Annotated in this window: 21 protein-coding genes and 1 tRNA gene; 9 read left to right on the forward strand and 13 right to left on the reverse strand. The window is 58.5% G+C overall.

What is annotated here, in order from left to right; all coding sequences use genetic code 11:
* Positions 1–42: 42 nt before the first annotated feature.
* Both dgcN and PH5382_RS10420 read right to left on the reverse strand, forming a co-directional pair.
* Complete coding sequence (gene dgcN, locus PH5382_RS10415; protein WP_058334318.1) at positions 43–1,044, reverse strand: N-acetyltransferase DgcN; 1,002 nt, start codon at positions 1,042–1,044, stop codon at positions 43–45.
* A 104-nt stretch (positions 1,045–1,148) separates the two neighbouring features.
* A complete protein-coding gene (locus PH5382_RS10420; protein ID WP_058334319.1) occupies positions 1,149–2,426 on the reverse strand; it encodes an MFS transporter in 1,278 nt (425 codons plus the stop codon).
* Between the two features lie 179 nt (positions 2,427–2,605).
* Here PH5382_RS10420 and PH5382_RS10425 point away from each other — a divergent pair, with 179 nt between their 5' ends.
* The 3 genes from PH5382_RS10425 (at position 2,606) to PH5382_RS10435 (ending at position 4,953) form a co-directional block, all read left to right on the forward strand.
* Positions 2,606–3,565, forward strand: a complete 960-nt coding sequence (locus PH5382_RS10425; RefSeq protein WP_058334320.1) for an L-malyl-CoA/beta-methylmalyl-CoA lyase — start codon at positions 2,606–2,608, stop codon at positions 3,563–3,565.
* Between the two features lie 199 nt (positions 3,566–3,764).
* Positions 3,765–4,196, forward strand: a complete 432-nt coding sequence (locus PH5382_RS10430) for a Spy/CpxP family protein refolding chaperone (protein WP_058334321.1) — start codon at positions 3,765–3,767, stop codon at positions 4,194–4,196.
* Positions 4,197–4,329: 133 nt separating this feature from the next.
* The gene (locus tag PH5382_RS10435; RefSeq protein ID WP_058334322.1) at positions 4,330–4,953 is read left to right on the forward strand and encodes a hypothetical protein; all 624 of its coding nucleotides are present in this window, start codon (positions 4,330–4,332) and stop codon (positions 4,951–4,953) included.
* Here the strand turns inward: PH5382_RS10435 and PH5382_RS10440 are convergent.
* On the reverse strand, positions 4,930–5,382 hold the full coding sequence (locus PH5382_RS10440) for an Lrp/AsnC family transcriptional regulator (RefSeq protein ID WP_058334323.1): 453 nt from the start codon (positions 5,380–5,382) through the stop codon (positions 4,930–4,932). The genes PH5382_RS10435 and PH5382_RS10440 overlap by 24 nt on opposite strands.
* A 72-nt stretch (positions 5,383–5,454) precedes the next feature.
* Here PH5382_RS10440 and PH5382_RS10445 point away from each other — a divergent pair, with 72 nt between their 5' ends.
* Positions 5,455–6,051 (forward strand): LysE family translocator, encoded by a 597-nt coding sequence (locus PH5382_RS10445; protein ID WP_058334324.1) that lies wholly within the window; start codon positions 5,455–5,457, stop codon positions 6,049–6,051.
* A gap of 13 nt (positions 6,052–6,064) precedes the next feature.
* Here PH5382_RS10445 and PH5382_RS10450 read toward each other — a convergent pair whose 3' ends face one another.
* Positions 6,065–6,898 carry an AraC family transcriptional regulator gene (locus PH5382_RS10450; protein WP_058334325.1) on the reverse strand — a complete coding sequence of 278 codons (834 nt, stop codon included), beginning with the start codon at positions 6,896–6,898 and terminating at the stop codon, positions 6,065–6,067.
* A gap of 234 nt (positions 6,899–7,132) precedes the next feature.
* Between PH5382_RS10450 and PH5382_RS10455 the strand changes: the two genes are divergently transcribed.
* Positions 7,133–8,095, forward strand: a complete 963-nt coding sequence (locus PH5382_RS10455; RefSeq protein ID WP_058334326.1) for an acetyl-CoA carboxylase carboxyltransferase subunit alpha — start codon at positions 7,133–7,135, stop codon at positions 8,093–8,095.
* 121 nt (positions 8,096–8,216) lie between these two features.
* On the opposite strand, the gene PH5382_RS10460 is transcribed toward PH5382_RS10455, so the two are convergent.
* Both PH5382_RS10460 and PH5382_RS10465 read right to left on the reverse strand, forming a co-directional pair.
* Entirely contained in the window at positions 8,217–8,882 is a 666-nt protein-coding gene (locus tag PH5382_RS10460) for a GntR family transcriptional regulator (protein WP_058334327.1), read from the reverse strand.
* An 80-nt stretch (positions 8,883–8,962) separates the two neighbouring features.
* Entirely contained in the window at positions 8,963–9,643 is a 681-nt protein-coding gene (locus tag PH5382_RS10465) for a M48 family metallopeptidase (protein ID WP_058334328.1), read from the reverse strand.
* A 100-nt stretch (positions 9,644–9,743) separates the two neighbouring features.
* On the opposite strand from PH5382_RS10465, the gene PH5382_RS10470 reads away from it, so the two are divergent.
* Both PH5382_RS10470 and PH5382_RS10475 read left to right on the forward strand, forming a co-directional pair.
* Entirely contained in the window at positions 9,744–10,070 is a 327-nt protein-coding gene (locus PH5382_RS10470) for a TIGR02300 family protein (protein WP_058334329.1), read from the forward strand.
* 213 nt (positions 10,071–10,283) lie between these two features.
* Positions 10,284–10,359, forward strand: a tRNA-Ala gene (locus PH5382_RS10475).
* A 259-nt stretch (positions 10,360–10,618) separates the two neighbouring features.
* Here PH5382_RS10475 and PH5382_RS10480 read toward each other — a convergent pair.
* The 7 genes from PH5382_RS10480 to PH5382_RS10510 form a co-directional block, all read right to left on the reverse strand.
* Positions 10,619–12,148 (reverse strand): GumC domain-containing protein, encoded by a 1,530-nt coding sequence (locus tag PH5382_RS10480; RefSeq protein WP_058334330.1) that lies wholly within the window; start codon positions 12,146–12,148, stop codon positions 10,619–10,621.
* On the reverse strand, positions 12,145–12,906 hold the full coding sequence (locus PH5382_RS10485) for a class I SAM-dependent methyltransferase (protein ID WP_058334331.1): 762 nt from the start codon (positions 12,904–12,906) through the stop codon (positions 12,145–12,147). The genes PH5382_RS10480 and PH5382_RS10485 overlap by 4 nt, the downstream gene beginning before the upstream one ends.
* Positions 12,893–13,591, reverse strand: a complete 699-nt coding sequence (locus PH5382_RS10490) for a glycosyltransferase (RefSeq protein WP_058334332.1) — start codon at positions 13,589–13,591, stop codon at positions 12,893–12,895. Before PH5382_RS10490 ends, PH5382_RS10485 begins: the two co-directional genes overlap by 14 nt.
* Positions 13,581–14,504, reverse strand: coding sequence for an NAD-dependent epimerase/dehydratase family protein (locus PH5382_RS10495; protein WP_058334333.1), 924 nt, complete (start codon positions 14,502–14,504; stop codon positions 13,581–13,583). The genes PH5382_RS10490 and PH5382_RS10495 overlap by 11 nt, the downstream gene beginning before the upstream one ends.
* The gene (locus PH5382_RS10500) at positions 14,494–15,303 is read right to left on the reverse strand and encodes a hypothetical protein (protein WP_197410035.1); all 810 of its coding nucleotides are present in this window, start codon (positions 15,301–15,303) and stop codon (positions 14,494–14,496) included. The genes PH5382_RS10495 and PH5382_RS10500 overlap by 11 nt, the downstream gene beginning before the upstream one ends.
* Positions 15,300–16,034, reverse strand: a complete 735-nt coding sequence (locus PH5382_RS10505) for a class I SAM-dependent methyltransferase (protein WP_197410036.1) — start codon at positions 16,032–16,034, stop codon at positions 15,300–15,302. The genes PH5382_RS10500 and PH5382_RS10505 overlap by 4 nt, the downstream gene beginning before the upstream one ends.
* A 245-nt stretch (positions 16,035–16,279) precedes the next feature.
* Positions 16,280–17,209, reverse strand: a complete 930-nt coding sequence (locus PH5382_RS10510) for a hypothetical protein (RefSeq protein WP_058334336.1) — start codon at positions 17,207–17,209, stop codon at positions 16,280–16,282.
* A 253-nt stretch (positions 17,210–17,462) separates the two neighbouring features.
* On the opposite strand from PH5382_RS10510, the gene PH5382_RS10515 reads away from it, so the two are divergent.
* Both PH5382_RS10515 and katG read left to right on the forward strand, forming a co-directional pair.
* The gene (locus tag PH5382_RS10515; RefSeq protein ID WP_058334337.1) at positions 17,463–19,073 is read left to right on the forward strand and encodes a hypothetical protein; all 1,611 of its coding nucleotides are present in this window, start codon (positions 17,463–17,465) and stop codon (positions 19,071–19,073) included.
* Between the two features lie 313 nt (positions 19,074–19,386).
* On the forward strand, positions 19,387–21,603 hold the full coding sequence (katG, locus tag PH5382_RS10520) for a catalase/peroxidase HPI (protein ID WP_058334338.1): 2,217 nt from the start codon (positions 19,387–19,389) through the stop codon (positions 21,601–21,603).
* Positions 21,604–21,870: the final 267 nt, after the last annotated feature.

Raw genomic sequence — 21,870 nt, forward strand, 5'->3', positions numbered from 1 at the left:
GGCAGAAAAAGGGCGCCTGTTTCCAGACGCCCTTCCTTAAAATCAGATCGCGGCGAGCGCGTCCACCAGACGACCGGCACCGTGGCGATAGGGGTCTACAGCGGGCAGACCCATACGCTCTTCAGTTTCGGCCAGGTACTTGACCGCTTCTTCTTCGGTCAGGTGCTGGGTGTTGACTGAAATGCCAACGATCTTGCAATCGGCATTGGCGCGCTGCGCCAGCGGCAGCGCCACATCGCGCAGCTCTTCCAGCGAGGGCACCGAATAGCCGGGCAGACCCCGCATATGCGAGCGCGTCGGCTCGTGGCACAGGATCAATGCGTCCGCCTGACCGCCATGCACCAGCGCCATGGTCACACCGGAATAGGAGACGTGGAACAGGGAGCCCTGCCCCTCGATCAGGTCCCAATGATCCTCTTCGTTATCGGGAGTGAGATATTCCACCGAACCCGCCATGAAATCAGCAATCACAGCGTCCAGTGGCACACCATGGCCGGTGATCAGGATGCCGGTTTGGCCGGTGGCGCGGAAGGTCGACTTCATGCCGCGCTCTTGCATTTCGGCATCCATCGCCAGGGCAGTGTACATCTTGCCAACAGAACAGTCGGTCCCCACGGCCAGACAGCGCTTGCCGGTACGGTTCACACCATTGGCAATTGGGTAGCCATCGGTTGGCACACGCACGTCATGCAGGGTGCCACCGTGGGTCTGCGCAGCCGCGACCAGATCGCCTTCGTCGCGCAGCAGGTTATGCAGACCGGAGGCCAGATCGTAGCCCATCTCAAGCGCCTCGATCAGCACTTCTTTCCAGGCAGCCGAGATCACCCCGCCCCGATTGGCAACGCCGATCACCAGGGTTTTTGCGCCCGCCGCCTTGGCCTCGGCCAGGGTCATTTCGGTCAGGCCGAGATCCGCGCCGCAACCGGGCAGGCGGATTTGTCCAACAGCATGGTCCGGACGCCAGTCGCGGATACCAATGGCAACCTTGGCGGCCAGCATGTCGGGCGCATCGCCCAGGAACAACAGATATGGTGTCTCGATCATGACGGGATTCCTCGTTTTTCTTAACGACGATTTTCTGAGTAATCCCATGCAAGTTCATACTCTTTTCGCCGACCGCCACCAGCGTGACGCAAGATTCTTCGCAATTACTCCCGTTCTGTCGCAGAATTCACCGGAACGTCAGAATTGCTGTCACTTTCTTCCTCTGCAATCCAGGATTCGGCCTGCAACACCCCGGATTGGGGAGCTCCAAGCACCGCAATGGCCTGTAAACTGCCGGTTTCTTCTGGCGCTTCCTCTTGCCCGCGACGCAGGACAGCCACCATTGCGACCAGTAAACACAGGGCTGCGAGCACGATGAGGAACCCCTTTCCGTCAGCAATGCTGACCGTATTTGGCGCCACCAGCGTGCCCACGAACTGACCAAGGTTCAAAAGGAACAGCATGGTGCCGCTGGCTGGAACGATCTGCGAAGGTTTCAACTGGTCATTGGCATGGGCCGTGCAGACCGCATACATCGGCAAACTTGCGCCGGCGAGCACCCCAAACCCAACCACCAAGGTCAGATGGGACGGGTACAGCAACATCCAGAAACTGGCGGCCGCCCCTAGTAGCGCAAGGCCAAGCAGCACCAGTCGCCGGTCCGTTTTATCACTTATCCAGCCAATCGGGTATTGCACCACCGCCCCCACGATCATCGCCACGACCAGCACCCCGGAAGCCTGCGCCGCACTCATCCCTAGCGACAGTGCATAAAGTGGTAGAGTGATGAACCAGCCGGCCACCGCTGTGGCGCTCAGCAGATTTCCCAGAACCGCCATCGGCGACACCCGGTACAGCTTTTTCACCGACATCCGATCCGGCACCTCATAGTCAGGCGCCTTGTTGCCGGACAGCAGCAGCGGCACGATCGAGAGCGAAATCAGGATCGAAACAACTCCGAACAACAGGTTCCCCGAGGGGTCCGGCAGCGCGACAAGGGCTGTACCAATCGCCGGGCCGGCCATCCAGATCATGAAGTAGATCGACAGGATCTGCGCCCGGTTGCGGTTTTCGGCCTTGGCCTGCAGCCAGCTTTCGGTGATCACATACATACCGGGATAACAGAACCCTGCGAGAAACCGCATCATCGACCAGGACACCGGATCCGACGTGAGCAGATGCAGGATCGCCGCGATCGACACCAGGGACGCCAGCGCCGAAAAGGCCCGGATATGGCCCACCTTTTCGACCATGCGGGGGGCGGCCGCAGTGCCAATCAAGGCCCCCGCAGGATAGGCCGCCTGCATGATCGAAATCGTAAAATCCGAAAACCCAAGGCCCGCGCCCCGGATTGTCAGCAGGGTCACCAAAAGACCATTGGCCACCATCAAAAGCATCATGCCCAGAAACAGGGCCCAGTTTTCTATAAATGCGCGTTTCATGCCCCTGAACTGACAAGCCCGGCCCCTTGATGCGCGTCTGTTTGCGGCATTGCGACCTGCGCCGCATCGCAGCGTCGCCTTTCTGCATCTGCAAAATTCCCTTGCAGGCGCCAGCGCAACTTAATAACACTCCAGTCAAGAGTGACGCAATTTCCTTTCCCTCAGGAGGATAGATCCAGATGAGCTTTCGCATCCAGCCCGCCGCCCCGGCCCGCCCCAACCGTTGTCAGTTGTTCGGCCCCGGCTCCAACACCAAACTGTTCCCCAAAATGGCCGCTTCTGCTGCGGATGTGATCAATCTCGACCTCGAAGATTCGGTTGCCCCCTCAGACAAGGATATCGCCCGCGCCAATGTCATCGAAGCCCTGAACACAGTGGATTGGGGCAACAAATACATGTCGGTGCGGATCAATGGTCTGGACACACCCTATTGGTATCGTGACGTAGTTGATCTGCTGGAACAGGCAGGCGACCGTCTGGATCAAATCATGATCCCCAAAGTGGGCTGCGCCGAAGACGTCTATGCTGTGGATGCGCTGGTTACAGCGATTGAACGCGCCAAGGGCCGCACCAAACCTGTATCCTTTGAAGTGATCATCGAATCGGCTGCGGGCATCGCCCATGTCGAAGAAATCGCCGCCTCATCGCCACGCATGCAGGCGATGTCGCTGGGCGCTGCGGATTTCGCCGCCTCGATGGGGATGCAGACCACTGGCATCGGCGGCACGCAGGAAAACTACTACATGCTGCGCGACGGCGAAAAGCACTGGTCCGATCCCTGGCACTGGGCCCAGACCGCCATCGTCGCCGCCTGCCGCACCCATGGCGTACTGCCTGTCGATGGTCCCTTTGGCGACTTCTCTGACGACGACGGCTATATCGCCCAGGCGAAGCGCTCAGCGACGTTGGGCATGGTCGGAAAATGGGCGATCCATCCCAAACAGATCGGCCTGGCGAATGAAGTCTTCACCCCCTCCGAAGAAGCCGTCTCCGAGGCGCGCGAAATCCTTGCGGCAATGGAAACAGCCAAGGCCAACGGCGAGGGCGCCACTGTCTACAAGGGCCGTCTGGTCGATATCGCCTCGATCAAACAGGCAGAGGTCATCGTGGCTCAGTCAGAACTGATCGCAAAGGGCTAAGCCTATCACTAAGGGCTGAACTGTCTCTGAATGTTTCACCAAAAGACTGGGCGCTCCTATTGGAGCGCCCTTCTTTGTTTTGGGAAGCGAAACTGCCCAAGGCTGCAGACCTGCATTCTGGATGTTGATTTGCATCAAGGAATGAATTCCAATTGCAGAATATTTGAGAGCAAAACCCACTCAAAGGAATACCCTGCACATGAAACGCTTCTTGCTTCTCGCCCTACTTGCCCTTGCGACTGCCACCTCTGTGCAGGCTGGTAGCCATGGCAAAAACCGCCAGCAGCCACGCGAGTTGTCGGCGCCTATCGTCCGCCTCACCCCCGTGATCAAGAAAAACGCTGATGCCTTGGAACTGACGACGGAACAGCGCGCCGACCTGCAGGCTTGGTTGTCCACCATGCCTGCCAAACGCAAAGCACTCGAAGCCGAAGCCCTGCAGGCCCGCGCCGCGCTGCGCAGCGCCATTCTGACAGGTGCCCCAGAAGCCGAACGTGCGGCCCTGGCCCAGCGCGTTGGCGACTATGAGGTCAAACTGGTGACAATGCGCGGCAAATGTGTGGACCACTGGCGCGCGGTGCTGAATGCCGATCAATTTGCCCAGGCCCTGTCGATCCTGCAGGGAAAATAACGCCGGTCAGACCAGCCTCAAGCCTCATTGGGGCTGGTTCTTTTTGCTGCTGTCCTATCTGTTGGTTTCAGAGCCGATCACCAGCGCTCCCTGTTGAAGGCGCCGGTTTGGCATAGCTACCTGGAGCACATAAATGGCAGATTTGACGCTGATACATACGGCAGAGGTCCATGTCGCCACATTCGCGGCCTTGGCCCCGGAGGCGGATCTTTGCCATGTTGTGCGCCCGGATTGGCTGGCCCGTGCGCAGACCGGCATAGGTGCCGACCTCACGGCGGAAATCTCCGCAGAATTCAAAGCCGTGACTGGCCCGGTGCTCTGTACCTGCACCACTCTGGGCCCCACCGTCGAAGCGATGGGCGCAACCCGCGTGGACTGGCCGATGATGCAGATTGCCGCGCAGCACGCAATTACCGCGCAAAAGCCCGTGTTGATGGCCTATTGCCTGGCCAGCACAGCTGAGCCTTCGTCCGCGCTTTTGCGGCGGGCCTTTGGCGAGCGACACGCGGATATCACAGAACTGGCGCTGCCACAGCACTGGCCCCTGTTCGAAGCCGGGAATTCCACCGCGTTCTGCGCCGCACTGGCCGAAAGTATCGCGATCGAGTTGGCGCAGAATGACTATGCCTGCGTGGTTCTGGCACAGGCCTCTATGGCGGGCACCGCGGCTATTCTGGCCCAGCAGGTCGCACTTCCGGTGCTAGCTTCGCCGCAGATTGCGATGCAGGCGCTGCTAGCTCCGCAGATCCTTGGGTGAACCCATGACCACATAGGTGGTGATCGCCGTGACATAGGGCGAGGTACCCAGAATATCTGTGTGAAACCTCTTGTAGCTGGGAAGGTCAGCGCATTCGACCCGCAGCAGGTATTCAATGGTGCCAGTGATATTATGACATTCGACCACCTCTGGGGCATCATTCATCGCCCGTTCAAAGGCCCGCTGCGCGTCCTTGGTATGCTCCCCCAGGCCAACCCCGATATAGGTGACAAATCCGGCGCCCATGGCATCGCGGTCCAGCACTGCCCGATAGCCGCTGATAACACCGGCTCGTTCAAGATCCTGCACCCGACGCAGGCAGGCCGAAGGCGACAGGCCGACCCGCTCGGCCAGCTCCAGATTGCTGATGCGCCCATCACGGGTCAGCTCCTGCAATATCTGTTGGTTTATACGATCACTTTTCACCATTGATTGCAGAAATAGACACGATCCGCACAAAAACGCAATTTCATTCGGGGTCTGACGCGCCAAATTCGCGTCATGACCTATGAACTCTTCCTCGCGCTTGCGCTTTTCGCCTTTGTCTCCTCGATCACGCCGGGGCCAAACAATCTGATGCTGATGGCCTCTGGGGCCAATTTCGGCTTTCGTCGCACCATCCCGCATATGTTAGGGGTGGCGCTTGGCTTTGTCTTTATGGTGGTGCTGGTGGGCGCAGGTCTGGTGCAGATCTTTGACGCCTTCCCGATCAGCTACACGGTGCTGAAGGTCGCGTCTGTCACCTATCTGCTGTATCTCGCCTGGAAGATTGCCCATGCAGGCCCCGTCGAGTCCTCCGACAGCACAGGCACGCCGATGACCTTTTTACAGGCCGCGGCCTTTCAATGGGTCAATCCAAAGGCCTGGGCCATGGCCCTGACTGCGATCAGCGCCTATGCTCCAAATCAGACCCTTTGGGCAATTTTTCTAGTAGCTGCCGTCTTTGGCCTCATCAACCTGCCTTCGGTCGGCTCCTGGACCATTCTCGGCCAGCAAATGGCGCGGTTTTTGACAAATCCGCGCCGCCTGACCCAATTCAACTGGCTCATGGCTGTCCTGCTGGTTGCCTCGCTCTATCCGGTGATCTGGCCGAACTGAGGAGGCACCCGGATCAGCGCAGAGGCAGGCAGATTTCAGTGATCAACTCCTCTGCGGGGACCTCACGAGGATTGTTGAGATAGATCTCATAGCAAGGCGCATCGGCTGGATCCTCTCCTGAATCCGGCAACCAGTTGCCAAACAGGCTGTGATAGGCCGCCGAGATGCCCGAATAGGGCCCCTTGTAGGTCAGCACGGCCGTTTTGCCCCCGGCAATCTGTCTTTCCTCCATGCCATTAGGCACCGCAGCGCCGTGAAACAGACCACCGGCAAAACTGCGCAGATCCCCCTCTGGCGTGTCATCAGGATTGTCATAGTATATGGCCGCCATGCCCGCCATCTGGGACCATAGGTTACGAGTTTGGCACAGGGCGCCAAAGGCTTCGAACTTTTTCCCGATGCTGTGGTAGCTGCCTGCATGGGACAGGCCAACAAGCCGAAGCGCGGGGTCTTGGCGCAGGGTTACAGGGTACATAGGATAGTCTCCGGTTCTGAAGTCAGGACGCGAGGGCAGATGGCGCCCGGCTTTGCGAAAAGCCGTTGGACTAGCGCCATAGCCCTCTGTGAAGGCCCGAGAAAAGGAGCCTGCGTTTGGATAGCCCACAGCCTGCGCGATACGGTCCACCGGTGTCTGCGTCATCACCAGCGCGCTGGCGGCACGATGCAGGCGAATACGACGCACTGCCTGGGCACAGGTTTCGCCGGTTATGGCCCGAAACACCCGATGCCAGTGGAACCGCGACATCGCCGCCACATCCGCCAGCTGGTCCAACGACAGATCCCCGTCAGGGTTGTCGTGGATGTAATCCAGAACGCGCAGAATACGGTCTTCGTAGGCGATGGACATTTTGCAGGCTTCCTTCTCTCTTGCATGATCAGAAGTGCCACATCGCAGGATCACAAATCTTGCTGAACCTTGATTGATGCGCAGAGCGCTGCCCAAAGCGGATGGCGATTACCTCGCTCCGGCACGAAAGAACCCTGAAGATTGAGCGGTTTTCTGTTGACCCAAGGCAAGGCGCACAGTTGCATCTGCGCGCGCAGAAGGCCATATACGGCAAAACCGCGTGAGCGAGGCGAGATGACACAGTATCTGGAATTTGAAAAACCGCTGGCCGAAATCGAAGGCAAAGCAGAAGAGCTGCGCGCCCTGGCCCGCGCCAACGAAGAAATGGATGTGGCCGATGAGGCTGCTGCGCTGGATGCCAAGGCAGAACAGCTGCTGAAAGATCTCTACAGTGATCTGACCCCCTGGCGCAAATGTCAGGTGGCGCGTCACCCGGACCGCCCCCATTGCAGCGACTATATCGACGCGCTTTTTACCGAATACACCCCACTTGCGGGTGATCGGAACTTTGCGGATGACCTTGCGGTTATGGGCGGGTTAGCCCGGTTTAATGACCAGCCGGTTATGGTGATCGGCCATGAAAAGGGCTCTGACACCAAGAGCCGTATTTTGCACAACTTTGGGATGGCACGCCCCGAAGGCTATCGCAAAGCCGTGCGTCTGATGGAAATGGCCGGCCGCTTTGGCCTGCCCGTGGTGACCATCGTTGACACCACCGGGGCCTATCCCGGCAAAGGTGCCGAAGAACGCGGTCAATCTGAGGCGATTGCGCGCTCCACGGAGATGAGCCTGAAAATCGGCGTGCCGGTAATTTCAGTGATCATTGGCGAAGGTGGCTCTGGTGGCGCCGTGGCCTTTGCCACCGCCAATCGCGTCGCCATGCTGGAGCATTCGGTTTATTCGGTTATCTCCCCTGAAGGCTGCGCCTCGATCCTGTGGAAAGACGCCGAGAAAATGCGCGAAGCCGCCGAAGCGCTGCGCCTGACCGCACAGAACCTACGCGAACTGGCCGTGATTGATCGCATCATCCCCGAGCCGATGGGCGGTGCCCATCGCGATGCCACATCCGCCATCACCTCTGTCGGCGGCGCCATTCAGGAAATGCTGGATGAGCTGAAGGGCAAGAACGGCGCTGACCTGATCAAGGATCGCCGCCAGAAATTCCTCGACATTGGCTCCAAGGGGCTCGCGGCCTGAGTAAGGTCTTTCCCGCCCTTTGGTAAGGGCTGTCACTGTTATGATAATCTGTACAAACGGCCTCCTATTAGGAGGTCGTTTTATTTGAGGCGAGTGCTGATTGTTGGCCCAAGGCCGACTGTCACACCACCAGCAACCGCAACCCCTGCGTCACGTCAGAGCGCACCGCAAGGCGCAATCCCGGCTCATCTCCCGCCTTCAGCGCCGCGATGATCAGCTTGTGGTTCTGTGGTGGCTCTGTCCGGCGCAGACGTCCATATAGGGCGCGCATGGTCGGCCCAAGCTGGAGCCAGACGGTTTCTGCCATGGCCAGCATCGCAGGCGCCTGTGCGCGCAGATAAAGCGTGCGGTGAAATTCAAGATTGGCCCGGATATAGCCCACCGCATCGCGCTTCGACACCATTTCAGCCACGGTGGCATTGATGCTTTGCAGCCGGTCAATCAGCGCCATGTGGGCCCGTGGCAGGGCACGGCTGGACAGTTCCACCTCCAAAAGGGCGCGCAGGGCCGCCAGCTCTTCGATCCGCTCATTGCTGAGCTCCGGCGTCGAGACCCGCCCGGAAGAAGACAGCGACAACGCCCCTTCGGCCACCAGCCGCCGCACAGATTCACGCGCGGGGGTCATCGAGACATTAAATTCACGCCCGATGCCTCGCAGGGTCAGCGCCTCCCCCGGGGCGATATCCCCATACATGATCCGCGCCCTGAGGGCACGATAGACGCGATCATGGGCAGAAGCAGAAGTATCAGCGGGGCTGGATGAGGCTGGTTTGGCAGAATTCGACATGCCCTAGTCTGTGATCACAAATCCACTTAGGGTCAACCACAGAATGCAGCCAGCGCGACCAAACCCGCACTGGTCTGATCTTAGAACCGGTAGCGGTGCAGCTGCCCTCCTTCGCGGCGCAGCCAATCGCGTTGCACCCTGCTATCACCATATAACCGGGCCACCACTGCCCAAAAATCAGCCGAGTGGTTCATCTCCTGCAGATGCGCAACCTCATGGGCGGCCACATAGCCAAGCACCTCGGGTGGGGCCAGGATCAGACGCCAAGAATACATCAGAACGCCCGCCGACGAACACGACCCCCAGCGAGACCGGGTGTCGCGCAGGCTCAGCTTGGCATAGGGGAGCCCCAACTCTGCCGCATAGTGATCCGAGGCCGCCGCCAGCCGATCTCGCGCCAGTTCTTTCAGGTAGCGTTCCAGTGATCGGGCCGGGCTGCTGCCTCCCACTGCGATCTGCTGTTTCGAGATTTGCACACCGCGTTTCTGCCCCGCCACGATCAGGCGCGGCTGCCCTTCGACCGGGATCTCGGCCCCGAAATCCACCTCGACCGTTTGCGGATGTCGTGCCAAATGGGTGCGGATCCAATCTTCCTTCTCAGCGGCAAATTCCAGCGCCTCGCGTTCGTGCAGGCGGGCAGGTAGGGTCAGGGTCACCCGGCCATCCAGCGCCGAAATCCGCAGGCTGATCCGCTTGGCCCGCGCTGACCGGCGCAGGGTCAGCGGGACAGGCGGGTCTCCGGGCAGATGATATGCGCTCATGGCGGCGCCCCTTTGCGGCAAAGGCTTTGACAGTGCCCCCCTCATATGGCAAGGCAGCTGAATCGTCGATACGACTCACCAGTAAATCAAGGGGATCCACATGCCCAACGAAGAATGGGGCGTAAAGCGCGTCTGCCCAACCACCGGTAAACGGTTTTATGACCTGAACAAGGACCCGATCGTCAGCCCCTACACGGGCGAGGTCGTCGCATTGAACACCGGCAAAAGCCGGATGATCGAAGCCGATGCCGAAGACGCGGCCAGCGCAAAGGCCAAGGAAAACACTGACGGCGAGTCGGATGTTCTCGAAGATGACGCCGACGTCGATCTAGATCTGGGCGATGACGTCCTGGATGACGACGACGAGGAGGATACAGTGCCTCTGGAAGAGATCGCCGATGTGGCCTCGGAAGACGACGATTCCTAAAGGATATCGTGCCAGCTTCACCCTTTCCCGGGCGGTCGGAAGACCGTCTTGGGACGGCGGTGAGACCCACGTGAGATAGCTTTGGGACCTCTGGCAAAAAAACTCTGAGCGATGATGCACTTTCCTCTTGCGGCCCGCGTCATCGTCCCTTAAATCACCCTCACACCGCGAGACGGCCACCCCAAACGGCCTGACCTAAAAGCGGAGTGATTTGGGGCCTTAGCTCAGCTGGGAGAGCGCCTGCATGGCATGCAGGAGGTCAGCGGTTCGATCCCGCTAGGCTCCACCAATCACTTTTACCTCCACGACAATCGTAGAACACTACAACCAAGCCTTTTGACTTCGTGGTCAATGGCTTGAATTTCCTGAACATGTTGTCCGCCGTTGGAGCTGCCCGTTGTGGCATTGCTCACTGTGGTTTCATTCCCTCGGGACTTTTCTAACACGACCACTACCCTCTGCGCGGGTGCGTACATAGCCCGATGGCGCAGTGTGCTTCGGTCGCCCTCCCGATCCTAAACTGAAATGGATCAAGCAACACCTAGTGTTTACCGCGCAGGGTCACGGCGTCTAAAAATGTATTCACCTGGGGTCTCGCTGAGGCATTCGTACTGCTCTGCGAGATAGTCAAATACTAGCGAGTAGTTGTTCTCAAACCGCAAATCCTCACGCTGATCAATCATCCCCTTTGAAATGATGGCAAGTGGCGGCGCGGAGCACTCAAGCTCCCTGATCATACGTAACTGGGCCGAGACTGATGCCGGATAGACCGGAAATGTATCGTAGACTGCGGATTTCCTGTGAAACAGAGCCAGCAGCGCAGGCAAAGCAGGCGCAACAAAGAGGGCATCCTGCGGCCCGCTGCGTGCATGAACAACCTCTCGCTGCAAGATCAGTTTCCTTTGCAGGTCTTGGCGAATGAGGAACCGATCCCTGCCGTTGACGAACGGCGCCGCGCCTTCCGTATGGATCGCCCAGGTTCGGGAGAATTCCGAAGTTCTCCAGAGCAGCGCCCCACTGGCTATGCCAAACAAAAGCAATACCACCACTGCCAGAGGTGCAGGCAGCGTAGCTGCCATCCCGGCGGCAAGGGTGACGATAAAGGGCTGCATGACCTGATGGATATGGTTCAGGTCGGCCCGCGACGCCGCATGGTGGAAATAGACGAGTCCACAAAGACTCGCCGCGGAGGCTAGCAGCGTCGCCTGATCTTTGCCAAGCGACTCTTTGCCAAGCGTCTGCGCCGCTAGGACAAGTATTGCCAAGTAGAACACAGGCATCAGGGTGAACAGGGCCTGCACAGCCAGACGGCGCAGCCGAGGGAAACCGGCAATCTGCCGAGGCGGAGCTCGCCAGATCCAGGGTTTTGGCAGGGCCAGATTTGTCGTGCCACGCCGAAGCAGCGCAAGAACCTTGCGATCCAGATAGCTGCGCAGAAACCCAGGGACCAACGCGGCGATTAGGATAAGCACAGCCACTCCGACAAGCAGGCCCAGCACAAACCCTGGCAGCGCCTCCAGCCCCGCAGCCCCCCGCACAAGCCAAAGCAGTGCAAAACTCAGAACTGCGGATCCGATAAAATAGGTCAGAATATTGAGGCCGAATGCTGCGCCGACCGCGCCGATGACCCCCAGCCAGAATGGTTGACCAAGACCGCACAGCACCGCAAAGACCACCGAACAACACACAAGGCTGAAGAAATGCTCGATCTGTTTGTGGCGGGGATGCATCCAGAGCAGTGAAGCGAGCCCGGCCAAAGATCCCAGCACAGGGTTGCCGGTGGCCCACAGAACCAGCAGGGAGATCAGACAGACCGACAAAGCCGAAAAGACGGCCATGGCAATCCGGATTGCAATGAACTCTGATCCAATTAGCCGACACCACAGGGCGCACCAGTAATACCGCGCCGGATCATAGGCCCTGAAATCCCTGACTGGGACTTCGCCCCGCAGCACAGCCTGTGTACCGTAGACCAGATAGCCTTCATCGCCCAGATTTATGCCTTTGTGCAGGCTGAACCAGGTGGATCCAAGCAACACCAAAAGCGGCAGTGCCAGGCTGATCACGACATCCGTCATGCTGATCCAGCTGCGCCCCCAGGCAGCTCAGCACTGATCAGCTGAAAGGCCGCTACGCTGTTGAAGGGCGTGATGCGGTCAAAACCGCGTTCCAGTGTGGCCGCCCCAGGTCGGTTGCGCAGACCCGGGGGCAGAATGCCGAACCTGTGCAGCTGCGGGTTCACAAAGCCGACGCTTTGCAACCGTTGCGCCGTTTTTCGGGGCGTGAGATCCAGAATACCGCGCTCGGCCTTCCACGACATGGTTGGCGACAGGGTAATCTGCATATAAAACAAAGGGCAGAACGGGTTCGGCTCCAGAAAGATGACCCGCCCCTTTGGCTTCAGCAGCCGGGCACAGCTGGCAAAGGCCTGCTCCAGGTCGAACAGGTGATGCAGAACAAAGAACCCGATCACGTGATCATATTGACCGATCATCTCAGGCGGCGGCGCCAATAGGTCGGCCTGATGCGTGGTGACATCAGCCCGACCCTGCGCCTGGGCCTGCATCTCCTCCAGCAATTTGCCCGACAACTCCAGCCCTTCGACATCATAGCCACGTTCGGCCAGCGGGATGGTGTATTTGCCCATGCCACACCCCACATCCAAGATGCGATCGGTCGGGGTGATGCCACTGACCTGCAGCAGCTTTTCCAGCTGATTGGTGACATAGGGCGTCGAACGGACCATAATCCGGTGATTGGCCTTGCGTTCGCGGGTTTCATAGTATTGCCGCTGAAGATCATTGTGAGTGTCGCGAGCGGTCTCAGGATGCGCCATGGCGGAACCTTTCTTCCAGAATGCAGGCAAAATTCGACAGTGCAGTGGCCAGCCGCATACGCCCGGTATAGGCGGATTGCCCCACCGTGCGATAGTTCCGACGAACCTCGATAGCTTCGATCCGGGTGGCATGACAACCAATCAATCCGGCCAGATGAAACCGGGAATTGCCCGAGGCCACCAGACGCGCGGCAAGCTCTGCGCGCAGGACAACAAAGCCGCCGGCTCCGCGCGGCAAAGATGCAAGCCGAGACAGGCAGACCCGATATAGACGCGAGGCCACCATGCGAGCGCGCGACTGATAGGCCCCAACCCGAGTGGCAAAAACGGCATCCGCGCCGCTCTGCCAGAGCCTTTCAAGCAACATCGGGATGACTTCAGGAGGGTCCTGAAGGTCTGCATCCATCACAATTACGTCTTGCCCGCCAACATGGGCAAGGCCTCTTCGGATCGTTTCTTGCTGACCCAGGTTGCGCGGATTGACCACCAGCAGCACATCCGGATCCGACTGGGCCAATCCCCTGAGAATAAAAAGAGATTCATCGCCACCGGCATCCTCGACGAATACAAACTGCGCCGAGCCATCGACCTTGGCCACGGCCTCGCGAACCTGATGGTAAAGCGCCTGAAGCGTCTCGGCGTTGCGATACACCGGGACGAGGATCGTGATCTGCCTAGGGGACATGGGGTGCTCCTTCGCTGGCAACCAGATCACGCAACCCTTCGCGCAGGCAAATCCGGGACTCCCAGCCCAACAGCTCGCGGGCCCGTTTCAGATCTGTGTCCCAGCACTCCTTGTCCCAGGCGCGTATCATAGCTGTGTCCGGATGGGTCAAGATCGGCTTGCCTGTCAGCTGTTCCAGCAGGCAAACGACATCGCGGGCTGACCACTGCTGCCCGGTGGCAATATCCGCAACAGTGTAGTCTGGGCTATCCGTCAAAACAGCTGCTATACAGGCGCGAACAATATCGCGGACATGTACGAAATCCTTGCTCAGATTATCCGGGGCCAGCGGCAAAGAGGTTGCGGTTCCTGCGATCCGCAGCGCCTGCGGGATCAACTTGCCCGTCTGCTGTAGCGGTCCATAGACATAGTAGGTACGCAAATGAGTCAAAGGCACACCCAGCGTGTTGGCCTGCTGCTCTATTAGCTTGGCAGCACGGGCCCGGCTGTGCGCATAGGGCGTTGCAGACTTAGGATGTTTGAGCCCCAACGCCAGTTTTTCAAGCGAACTGCCAATGGTCACAAACCGGCGAAAGCTTGAATAGGTGCAGGCCTCCAGCAGGGAGAGCACGGCCGTAATATTTGTTTGCTCCAGCACATCCGGCGCATCATTCGCGCGACATACCGCAAGGTTGAAAACGCACTCCGGCCGCAGCTTGGCAACAAGCGCGGAAACAGCGCCCCCCTCTGTAACGTCGGCAAAGTGCATGACCGGATCCAGACCCAGCGTTGACAGGCGGGGAGCAGTTGACCCTGGCCGCAGAACAGCGTGCACCGTCGCGCCCTGTGCCAATAGGGCTGCGATGAGGTGACTTCCGATAAACCCGTCCGCCCCGGTCACCAGTACGGAAGATCTGCTCAGATCAGACAGCACATTTGTATCCTTCAAGCGCCTCTACTGCTCGAACGGTATCTGCTGCGTCACGCTGGCATTCGGCCTCGGAGCGGCTACGATACTTGCAAATTTGAGCCTGAATCGCGCCCAGCGCTTCAGCAAGTCCCAGATGCTGCGCATCGCGATAGAAAGACCGGCGCAAAAACGTAAAGCTGCAGCCAAGCCGCGCCATTTCAGCATAGAGATGGCGCCCGGGCAGAGGATCACCGTAGCCCGGCAAAGTCAGACCGCCAAAGCCAAAGGCGATATCTGTGCAGCTGTTGCGCAGCTCCTCCAGCAGCCCGTCAGCCAGCGGCTCAAAGATAGTGGGGCTGCCACGATCAATTTGCAAATCGTTCAGCCCGACATAGATGCGGTCCGCAGGCAAGGCGGCGATCTTCTGAATATCGGCAACTGCGCCGCAGGTCTCGACCATCAGCGTTACTTTGCAAGCCCCGTCAACCCGGCGCAAAATTCGCTCGGCCTGCCCCACGTTGGCCATCATAGGTACGATGATCTCATTTGCCCCCTCGCCGATCACGGTGGAAAGCTCCCGATCTTCCGGGTCCGGCTGGCTGATGCGGCACAGTATGGCCGCGTCGGTTTTGCCGCGTAAAGCCGTAAGATCGTGGATTCCGTGTGCGTTGATTTCGGTGTCGTAGCCCGCTTGGCGTTGCCGTTTGCCCCAGTTTTCCAAATCCACGATAATACCGGCAGCGCCCGCCTCCAGATGAGCGACCGAAGCGTCTAGCTCGCGGTGAAACACCAGAAGGTCAAAGGTCTCATTAGTTTTGGTCACGGGCGGCACAGTCCGTTTTTTGGGCAGTCATCCGGTTTTCTGGCAGTGACCAGGATAGAAGAGCCGAAAGGCATGCCAATGCCAAGGCTTGCCAGCCTCACCTCAAAAAGATTGATTCCCAGAAGCAACCTGTTGAACAAGCGCGGCGGATTGTCTTCCAGATCCCGTACACGTGGACCGCGCCTGCCCAGAAGCCGCGCCACTATCACCATGGGAAACAGCAGACATTGATACCACCGGATGCGCTCCACGGTCAGCCCGGCACTTTCGATCAGCTGACGCAAACCACGCTTGGAATACCTGCGCAGATGCCCGGCGTCCTCATCCCGGTAACTCCAGAGCCACTGATACGCCGGAACCGCGACCAGCAAGGTGCCTCCGGGGGAGAGGATCCGACAGGCTTCTTGCAGGGCCTGCCTGTCGGGAACATGTTCCAGCACATCGAGGGCCAGAACCAGATCAGCTGACTCATCGGCCAAAGGCAGGTCCGCAACATCCGCCGTCATGACCGATACTGTCGGATCCTCAAAATCGGCAGCGATCAGATCAGCATGCCCGTCGATCCCGATGACCTGCCAGGCATGTTTTTTCCATCCAGACAGAGACTCACCCGCGCCACAGCCCAGATCAACCGCGACATCTGCCTTTTCCTCAAGATCACGGGACAAAATAAGGTCAACCAGCCTGCGCCGCCCTTCGAACCAGAAATGAACGGGCGCAATTTGCTGCATCACCTCGAATCGCTCAACAGTAAAATCTTGCACGGCTTCCCCCGGAACTGGATGGCAATGTAATCTCATTAGAAGAAGCGGCCCAACACTCCAAGAGAAAGAGACAAAATCCGCCCCCCCATAAATAATGGTGACACACTATGCGAATGCAGCACTAATCGCCAGCCTCTCGCAAGATGTCCGGCAGGATTGAAACCGCCCTGTGCGAATGCGCCGGACCGGTTTCAAATACCCGTCAAAAGAGGTCAGGGAACGGCCGCGCGCGCCAGGATATCATGGGCCAGATCCTGCTCTTCCGCCGAAGGCGCCAGACTGGTCATCACCGCCCCCCGCATCTCGGGCGCGGACACGCCGCCATTGCCATAGCGTTCGAGAATACGAACCCTGCCCTGTCCGAATCGTGTCTCACAAAGACGAATTTCTTCGCCACTCAAAAGCAGAGGTGCTGGGTGAAAACGCGTGTCAATCATCCGGTCGCTCAAGACTTTATGACAGATTTCGACAACACGGACATGTGTTGCATCGTCGGTTTCGGAAATGCGTTTCTTGACCTCCAGCATCACGCGGATACCAAAGGCATCCAACGCCTTGTTGGGGCTTTGGTGCGATCCACTTTCCGTCTCTGGAAGTGAAGTCGCGACCCCCAGCCAGGTGGCGAACTCAGGAATGACGTCGGTCTGGGGATTAAAAGAGACTGCGCGGATCGCGGTGCGGCCCAGTAATTTTTCCCATCTTTCCAGATGTGCTTCAACTGTCAGGCCAACGGCAAGCCGCCCGTTTGCAGGCGTCAGGGCATGCCAATCGGAAATCCGCGTCCGATGCGCTTTCAACACCTGATTTTTGAGCGAATTTGCCCAAGCGACAGGCTCGCGGCAAAAAAGCAGGGCCTGTGCTGATCGACTATGAGACAGCAATCGTTCGATCGTCCGGTTCGGCGAGGCATAGGCCCGTTCGAAACTCAGCACCGCCCTTGGGCTGCGGCGCGCCAGCGCACTGATTTTCGTGTCGGTCACATCATCATAGCTGGTAAAAACCTTCTCGTGCCAGACTCCCGCACGCAGGTCCAGTGCACAATCCAGCCCCTGATTGGCCAGAGCTCCCGAACGCCTTGCGAGAAAACTCTGGATCGCCTTGGACCCGGTTTTCTGCATTCCGATATGAAAGAACAACTCCATGAAAGCCGACTTACCTCAGCCTGACCTCAAAGGGGAGCAATTTTGTGAGTGGTCATTTGTGAGTGGTCAGAGGGGCAGGAAATCAAGTCAATTTAAATCGGGCCAATGTCCAGACACCCACCGGCGCCCATACCGCATTTCCAGCCAAACTGCGTTGCCCCCCTGCCTTGCGAGCAAAATCACGCAGCACTCACAGTCCCCTTCTAACATGAGGCAGAACCACCAAGACGGTGGCAGAATACCGGAGGGAAAAATGCCTGTCAGGAACACCAAAACCATTCCACGTGCCGATCTTGAACGCGCCATGCGCAAGGCCCATCGCGCCTATGGCAATCGCGCAAATTTCCGCGGCATCGATATTGGCTATCGCTGGACCAATGGGGCCCAGAGCGATGAAATCTGCCTTCGCATCCATGTCGAGCAGAAACTGGGTCCAGAGCGAATTCCAGACAGTCAGATCCTACCCTCTGAAATCGACGGGGTGACGCTGGATGTCATTTCAGGTCCCTATGGGCCGACTTTGGGCAAAAGACCCGGAGCCTCTCAGAACGACAACAGCTCCGCCCGACCGCCCTATGCAATGGCTGGCTTGGCCTGCGGGCGAAGTGGCGAAAGTATCGGAAGCGTTGGCCTGATGGTCATCGACGAAACGACCGGAAAGCCGGGGCTGCTTTCGAACTGGCACGTTCTTGCGGGACCACGGGCACATTGCAATGACCCCGTTATGTTGCCCTGCGAGCAGGATGAGGGACACGACCCACGAGACCACGTCGCGCGGCTGAAACGCTGGGTTCTGGGACGGAGTGGTGATGCTGCTTTTGCCGAACTGTTGCCGGATCAGCCCTGGCTGCCGCTACAGTTTGGCAGTTTCAAATCAATCGACAGAGCCCGCCCGGTTCAGCTGGGTGAAATCCTGACCAAAACCAGCCAAACTGCGGGGACATCCCGGGCCCGCGTCGATGGTGAGGGCCTATACCGGCTGCGTTATGAGATACGCCCCGGCGTGTTCGAGTTTCGCGACATTGAAGGCTTCAAACTGGTCGCTCTCGACGCGGACACGGTTGACACGCCTACTGTTTCTTTGGCCGGGGAGAGCGGCGCGGCCTGGATTTCCGAAATTACAGGCGAAGCTATCGGCCTGCATTTTGGCGGTGACACCGGGCCAGACGCGGCATCAGATCACGCCATTGCCTGCAATGTCACCAGTGTTCTGGACCGGTTGCAATTACGACTGGCGACCTTTGAGGATTTGCTGGCACAGAACAGTCAGGGGGCTGTTCTTACCCAACAGCAAAAGATCAGCGCCAATCTGTCTGCAGGACAGCCGCCCGAAAGCACGCTGAAAGACTGGCCACATCCGGTCCATTGGGCGCAGGATTGGTCTGGTGAACCCTCGGTGACAGAGTTGCGCGCAGCACCGCAACCCGAGGCAGCGCCAGTGTTTCGCCGACATCGGCCGGACCATCGGCAAGATCGGGCCGGGCATCAGCAATACCCAGCTGATGTTCTGCCCCTGATCCGCATTCAGCCGCGCGGGCTCTTTCACTCCCCGCCGCAGGAATTTCACCAGTCGTCCTCTGCGCGGCATCAGATCATCTCGCAAGAGATTTGGCCGCTACACCTTTATCCGGCGTTGCTGGACTGCAACCCGAATTTCCAGGGCGTTTTGCTTGAAGAACGGCTGACGCACCGAATTCAGGCTATAAGCCCGGCAGGCATCGCTGCCTTTCTGGCGCAGCTCATCAACGGGTCGCTGCATTTTGACGGCATCGGCTTGCAGCGCCTGCGATCCGAGGATTTCATCGGCGTCGCGACCTATCGACAGGCCTGCGAGCGCATTCTGGCGGCCCTACAGCACCAATAGATCAGGCAGAGATGCTCCAAAAGGGGCACCGGTGGTGAAGCCAAACGGCAAGGCCCCGATCTCTTAGTTGAAGCCTGCACATCCACCGGGGAAGAGCCTTGTCTCTTCCCCGGTGGATCGGCGCAAAGCATTGCCAAGCCGACTGTTACCAACATCAAAAAATCCATAACTCAAAGCTATTACTTTCATACAAAAGTACAATTTAACTTATCAAAAAAGCCTTGCTAGTCTGATCCTGTCAGCGCCGAACCCGCCTGTGACAGGCTGTTTCAGTGCGCCAAGCCAACAAAAACATGCAAGCTCGGAGATTAAAATGGAAGGTAATGACGCCCCAAAAACAGGTGGTTGCCCTGTCATGCACAGCGGCGCGCAAAGTGCTTCTACCGGTGTGCGGTCGAACAAAGATTGGTGGCCAAATCAGCTGAACCTTAAAATTCTGCACCAGCATTCTGCAAAGTCTGACCCGATGGGAGCAGAGTTCAGCTATGCCGAGGCTTTCAAGTCCCTGGACCTGGACGCGCTGAAGCAGGACCTCTACGCCCTGATGACGGACAGTCAGGATTGGTGGCCAGCCGATTATGGCCACTACGGTGGCTTGTTCATTCGCATGGCCTGGCACAGTGCCGGCACCTATCGCACATCAGATGGTCGCGGCGGCGGCGGCACCGGCAACCAGCGCTTTGCGCCGCTGAACTCCTGGCCAGATAATGGCAATCTCGACAAGGCGCGGCGTCTGCTCTGGCCGATCAAACAGAAATACGGCAACAAGATCTCTTGGGCCGACCTGATGATCCTGGCCGGCAATTGCGCCATTGAATCCATGGGTGGCAAGACCTTTGGCTTTGCAGGCGGGCGTGCCGACATCTGGGAGCCCGAAGAAGACATCTACTGGGGCCGTGAGGACGAATGGCTGGCCGACAGCTCTGCGCAAAACAGCCGCTACTCGGGCGAGCGTGATTTGGAAAACCCGCTGGCTGCCGTGCAGATGGGTCTGATCTATGTAAATCCGGAAGGCCCGGATGGCGAACCCAATGTGCTGGCCTCTGGCCTTGATATTCGTGACACCTTTGCCCGCATGGCAATGAACGACGAAGAAACCGTGGCGCTGATTGCCGGCGGCCACACCTTTGGCAAGGCGCATGGCGCCGGCGACGCTGCCCTTGTTGGCCCCGAACCCGAAGCAGCCCCCGTTGAGGCGATGGGCCTGGGCTGGCTGTCTTCTTATGGCAGCGGCAAAGGCGGCGACACGATCACCTCTGGGATTGAGGGCGCCTGGACGGCCAATCCGATCCAAGGGGACAATGGCTTTTTCGCCCTGCTGTTTGGCTATGACTGGAACCTGACAAAAAGCCCGGCAGGCGCCTGGATCTGGGAGCCTGTGAACGTCACCGAAGAAGATATGGCTCCGGCGGCGCATGACGCAACCAAGAAGGTCAAGACCATGATGACCACCGCCGATATGGCGATGCGGATGGATCCGATTTACGGGCCGATCTCCAAACGGTTCCACGAGAACCCGGAAGAGTTCGCCGATGCCTTTGCGCGCGCCTGGTTCAAACTGACCCACCGCGATATGGGGCCCCGTGCTCTCTATCTCGGCGCCGAAATCCCCGCCGAAGAGCTGATCTGGCAGGACAATGTCCCCGCCGTCGACCATGCGCTGGTGGACGAGGCCGATATTGCTGGGCTCAAGGCCAAGATCCTCGCCTCAGACCTTTCGATCGCCGAACTGGTGTCAACCGCCTGGGCCTCGGCCTCCACCTTTAGAGGATCGGACAAGCGCGGTGGCGCCAACGGTGCGCGCATTCGTCTGGCACCGCAAAAAGACTGGCCTGCCAACCAACCTGATCAGCTGGCCAAAGTTCTGGCCGTGCTTGAAGGTATTCAGTCTGACTTCAATGCCGCTGCCAGAGGCAAACAAATATCTCTGGCCGATATGATTGTTCTGGCCGGTTCTGCTGCGGTGGAACAGGCCGCGCAGAACGCGGGCCAAACGGTCACGGTTCCCTTTGCGCCGGGGCGGACAGACGCCAGCCAGGATCAAACCGATATCGACAGTTTTGCGGTTCTGGAACCCGAGGCGGATGGATTCCGAAACTACCAGAAGAAGCAGTATAGTGTCTCGCCCGAAGAGATGCTGCTGGACAAGGCCCAGTTGCTGACCCTGACGGCTCCGGAAATGACGGCCCTTGTCGGTGGTCTGCGGGTTCTTGGTGCCAATCATCAGGGCTCCAAGCAGGGGGTATTTACGAAAACACCCGGCAACCTGACCACAGATTTCTTTGTCAATCTGCTGGACATGAGCACCAAATGGACTGTGGCAGAAGACGGGTCATATCAGGGACATGACCGTTCAAGCGGCGATCTGAAATGGGTTGCAAGCCGGGTCGATCTGGTATTCGGCTCCAATTCGCAATTGCGCGCCATTGCCGAAACCTATGCGCAGGATGATGCGCAGGCGCGGTTTGCCCAAGACTTCGCCGCTGCTTGGGGCAAGGTAATGAACGCGGATCGTTTTGACCTAACCTGAGGGCAGACATCATAAAAAGAACTGTGGGGTGCGGCACAGACTGTGCTGCACCCCTTTTTCCTCTTTCACAATTTCAATATTTTCCATTCCGAAAAGCTTCAAATCACAAGTCAGGATTTCACCAGACTGATTTGAAACAGGCCGGATACCACTTGATCTGATCCGATTCACCTCAGATTGAAAAGATCAAAAAATGCACGCGCTGTGATTTATTTTTGTTTTATTTCAACAGACTAAGTAAAATTCAAAAAGCGAAAAACCGGACAC

Origin of the sequence: Phaeobacter sp. CECT 5382 (genome assembly GCF_001457775.1) — a bacterium.
Classification (GTDB): domain Bacteria; phylum Pseudomonadota; class Alphaproteobacteria; order Rhodobacterales; family Rhodobacteraceae; genus Pseudophaeobacter.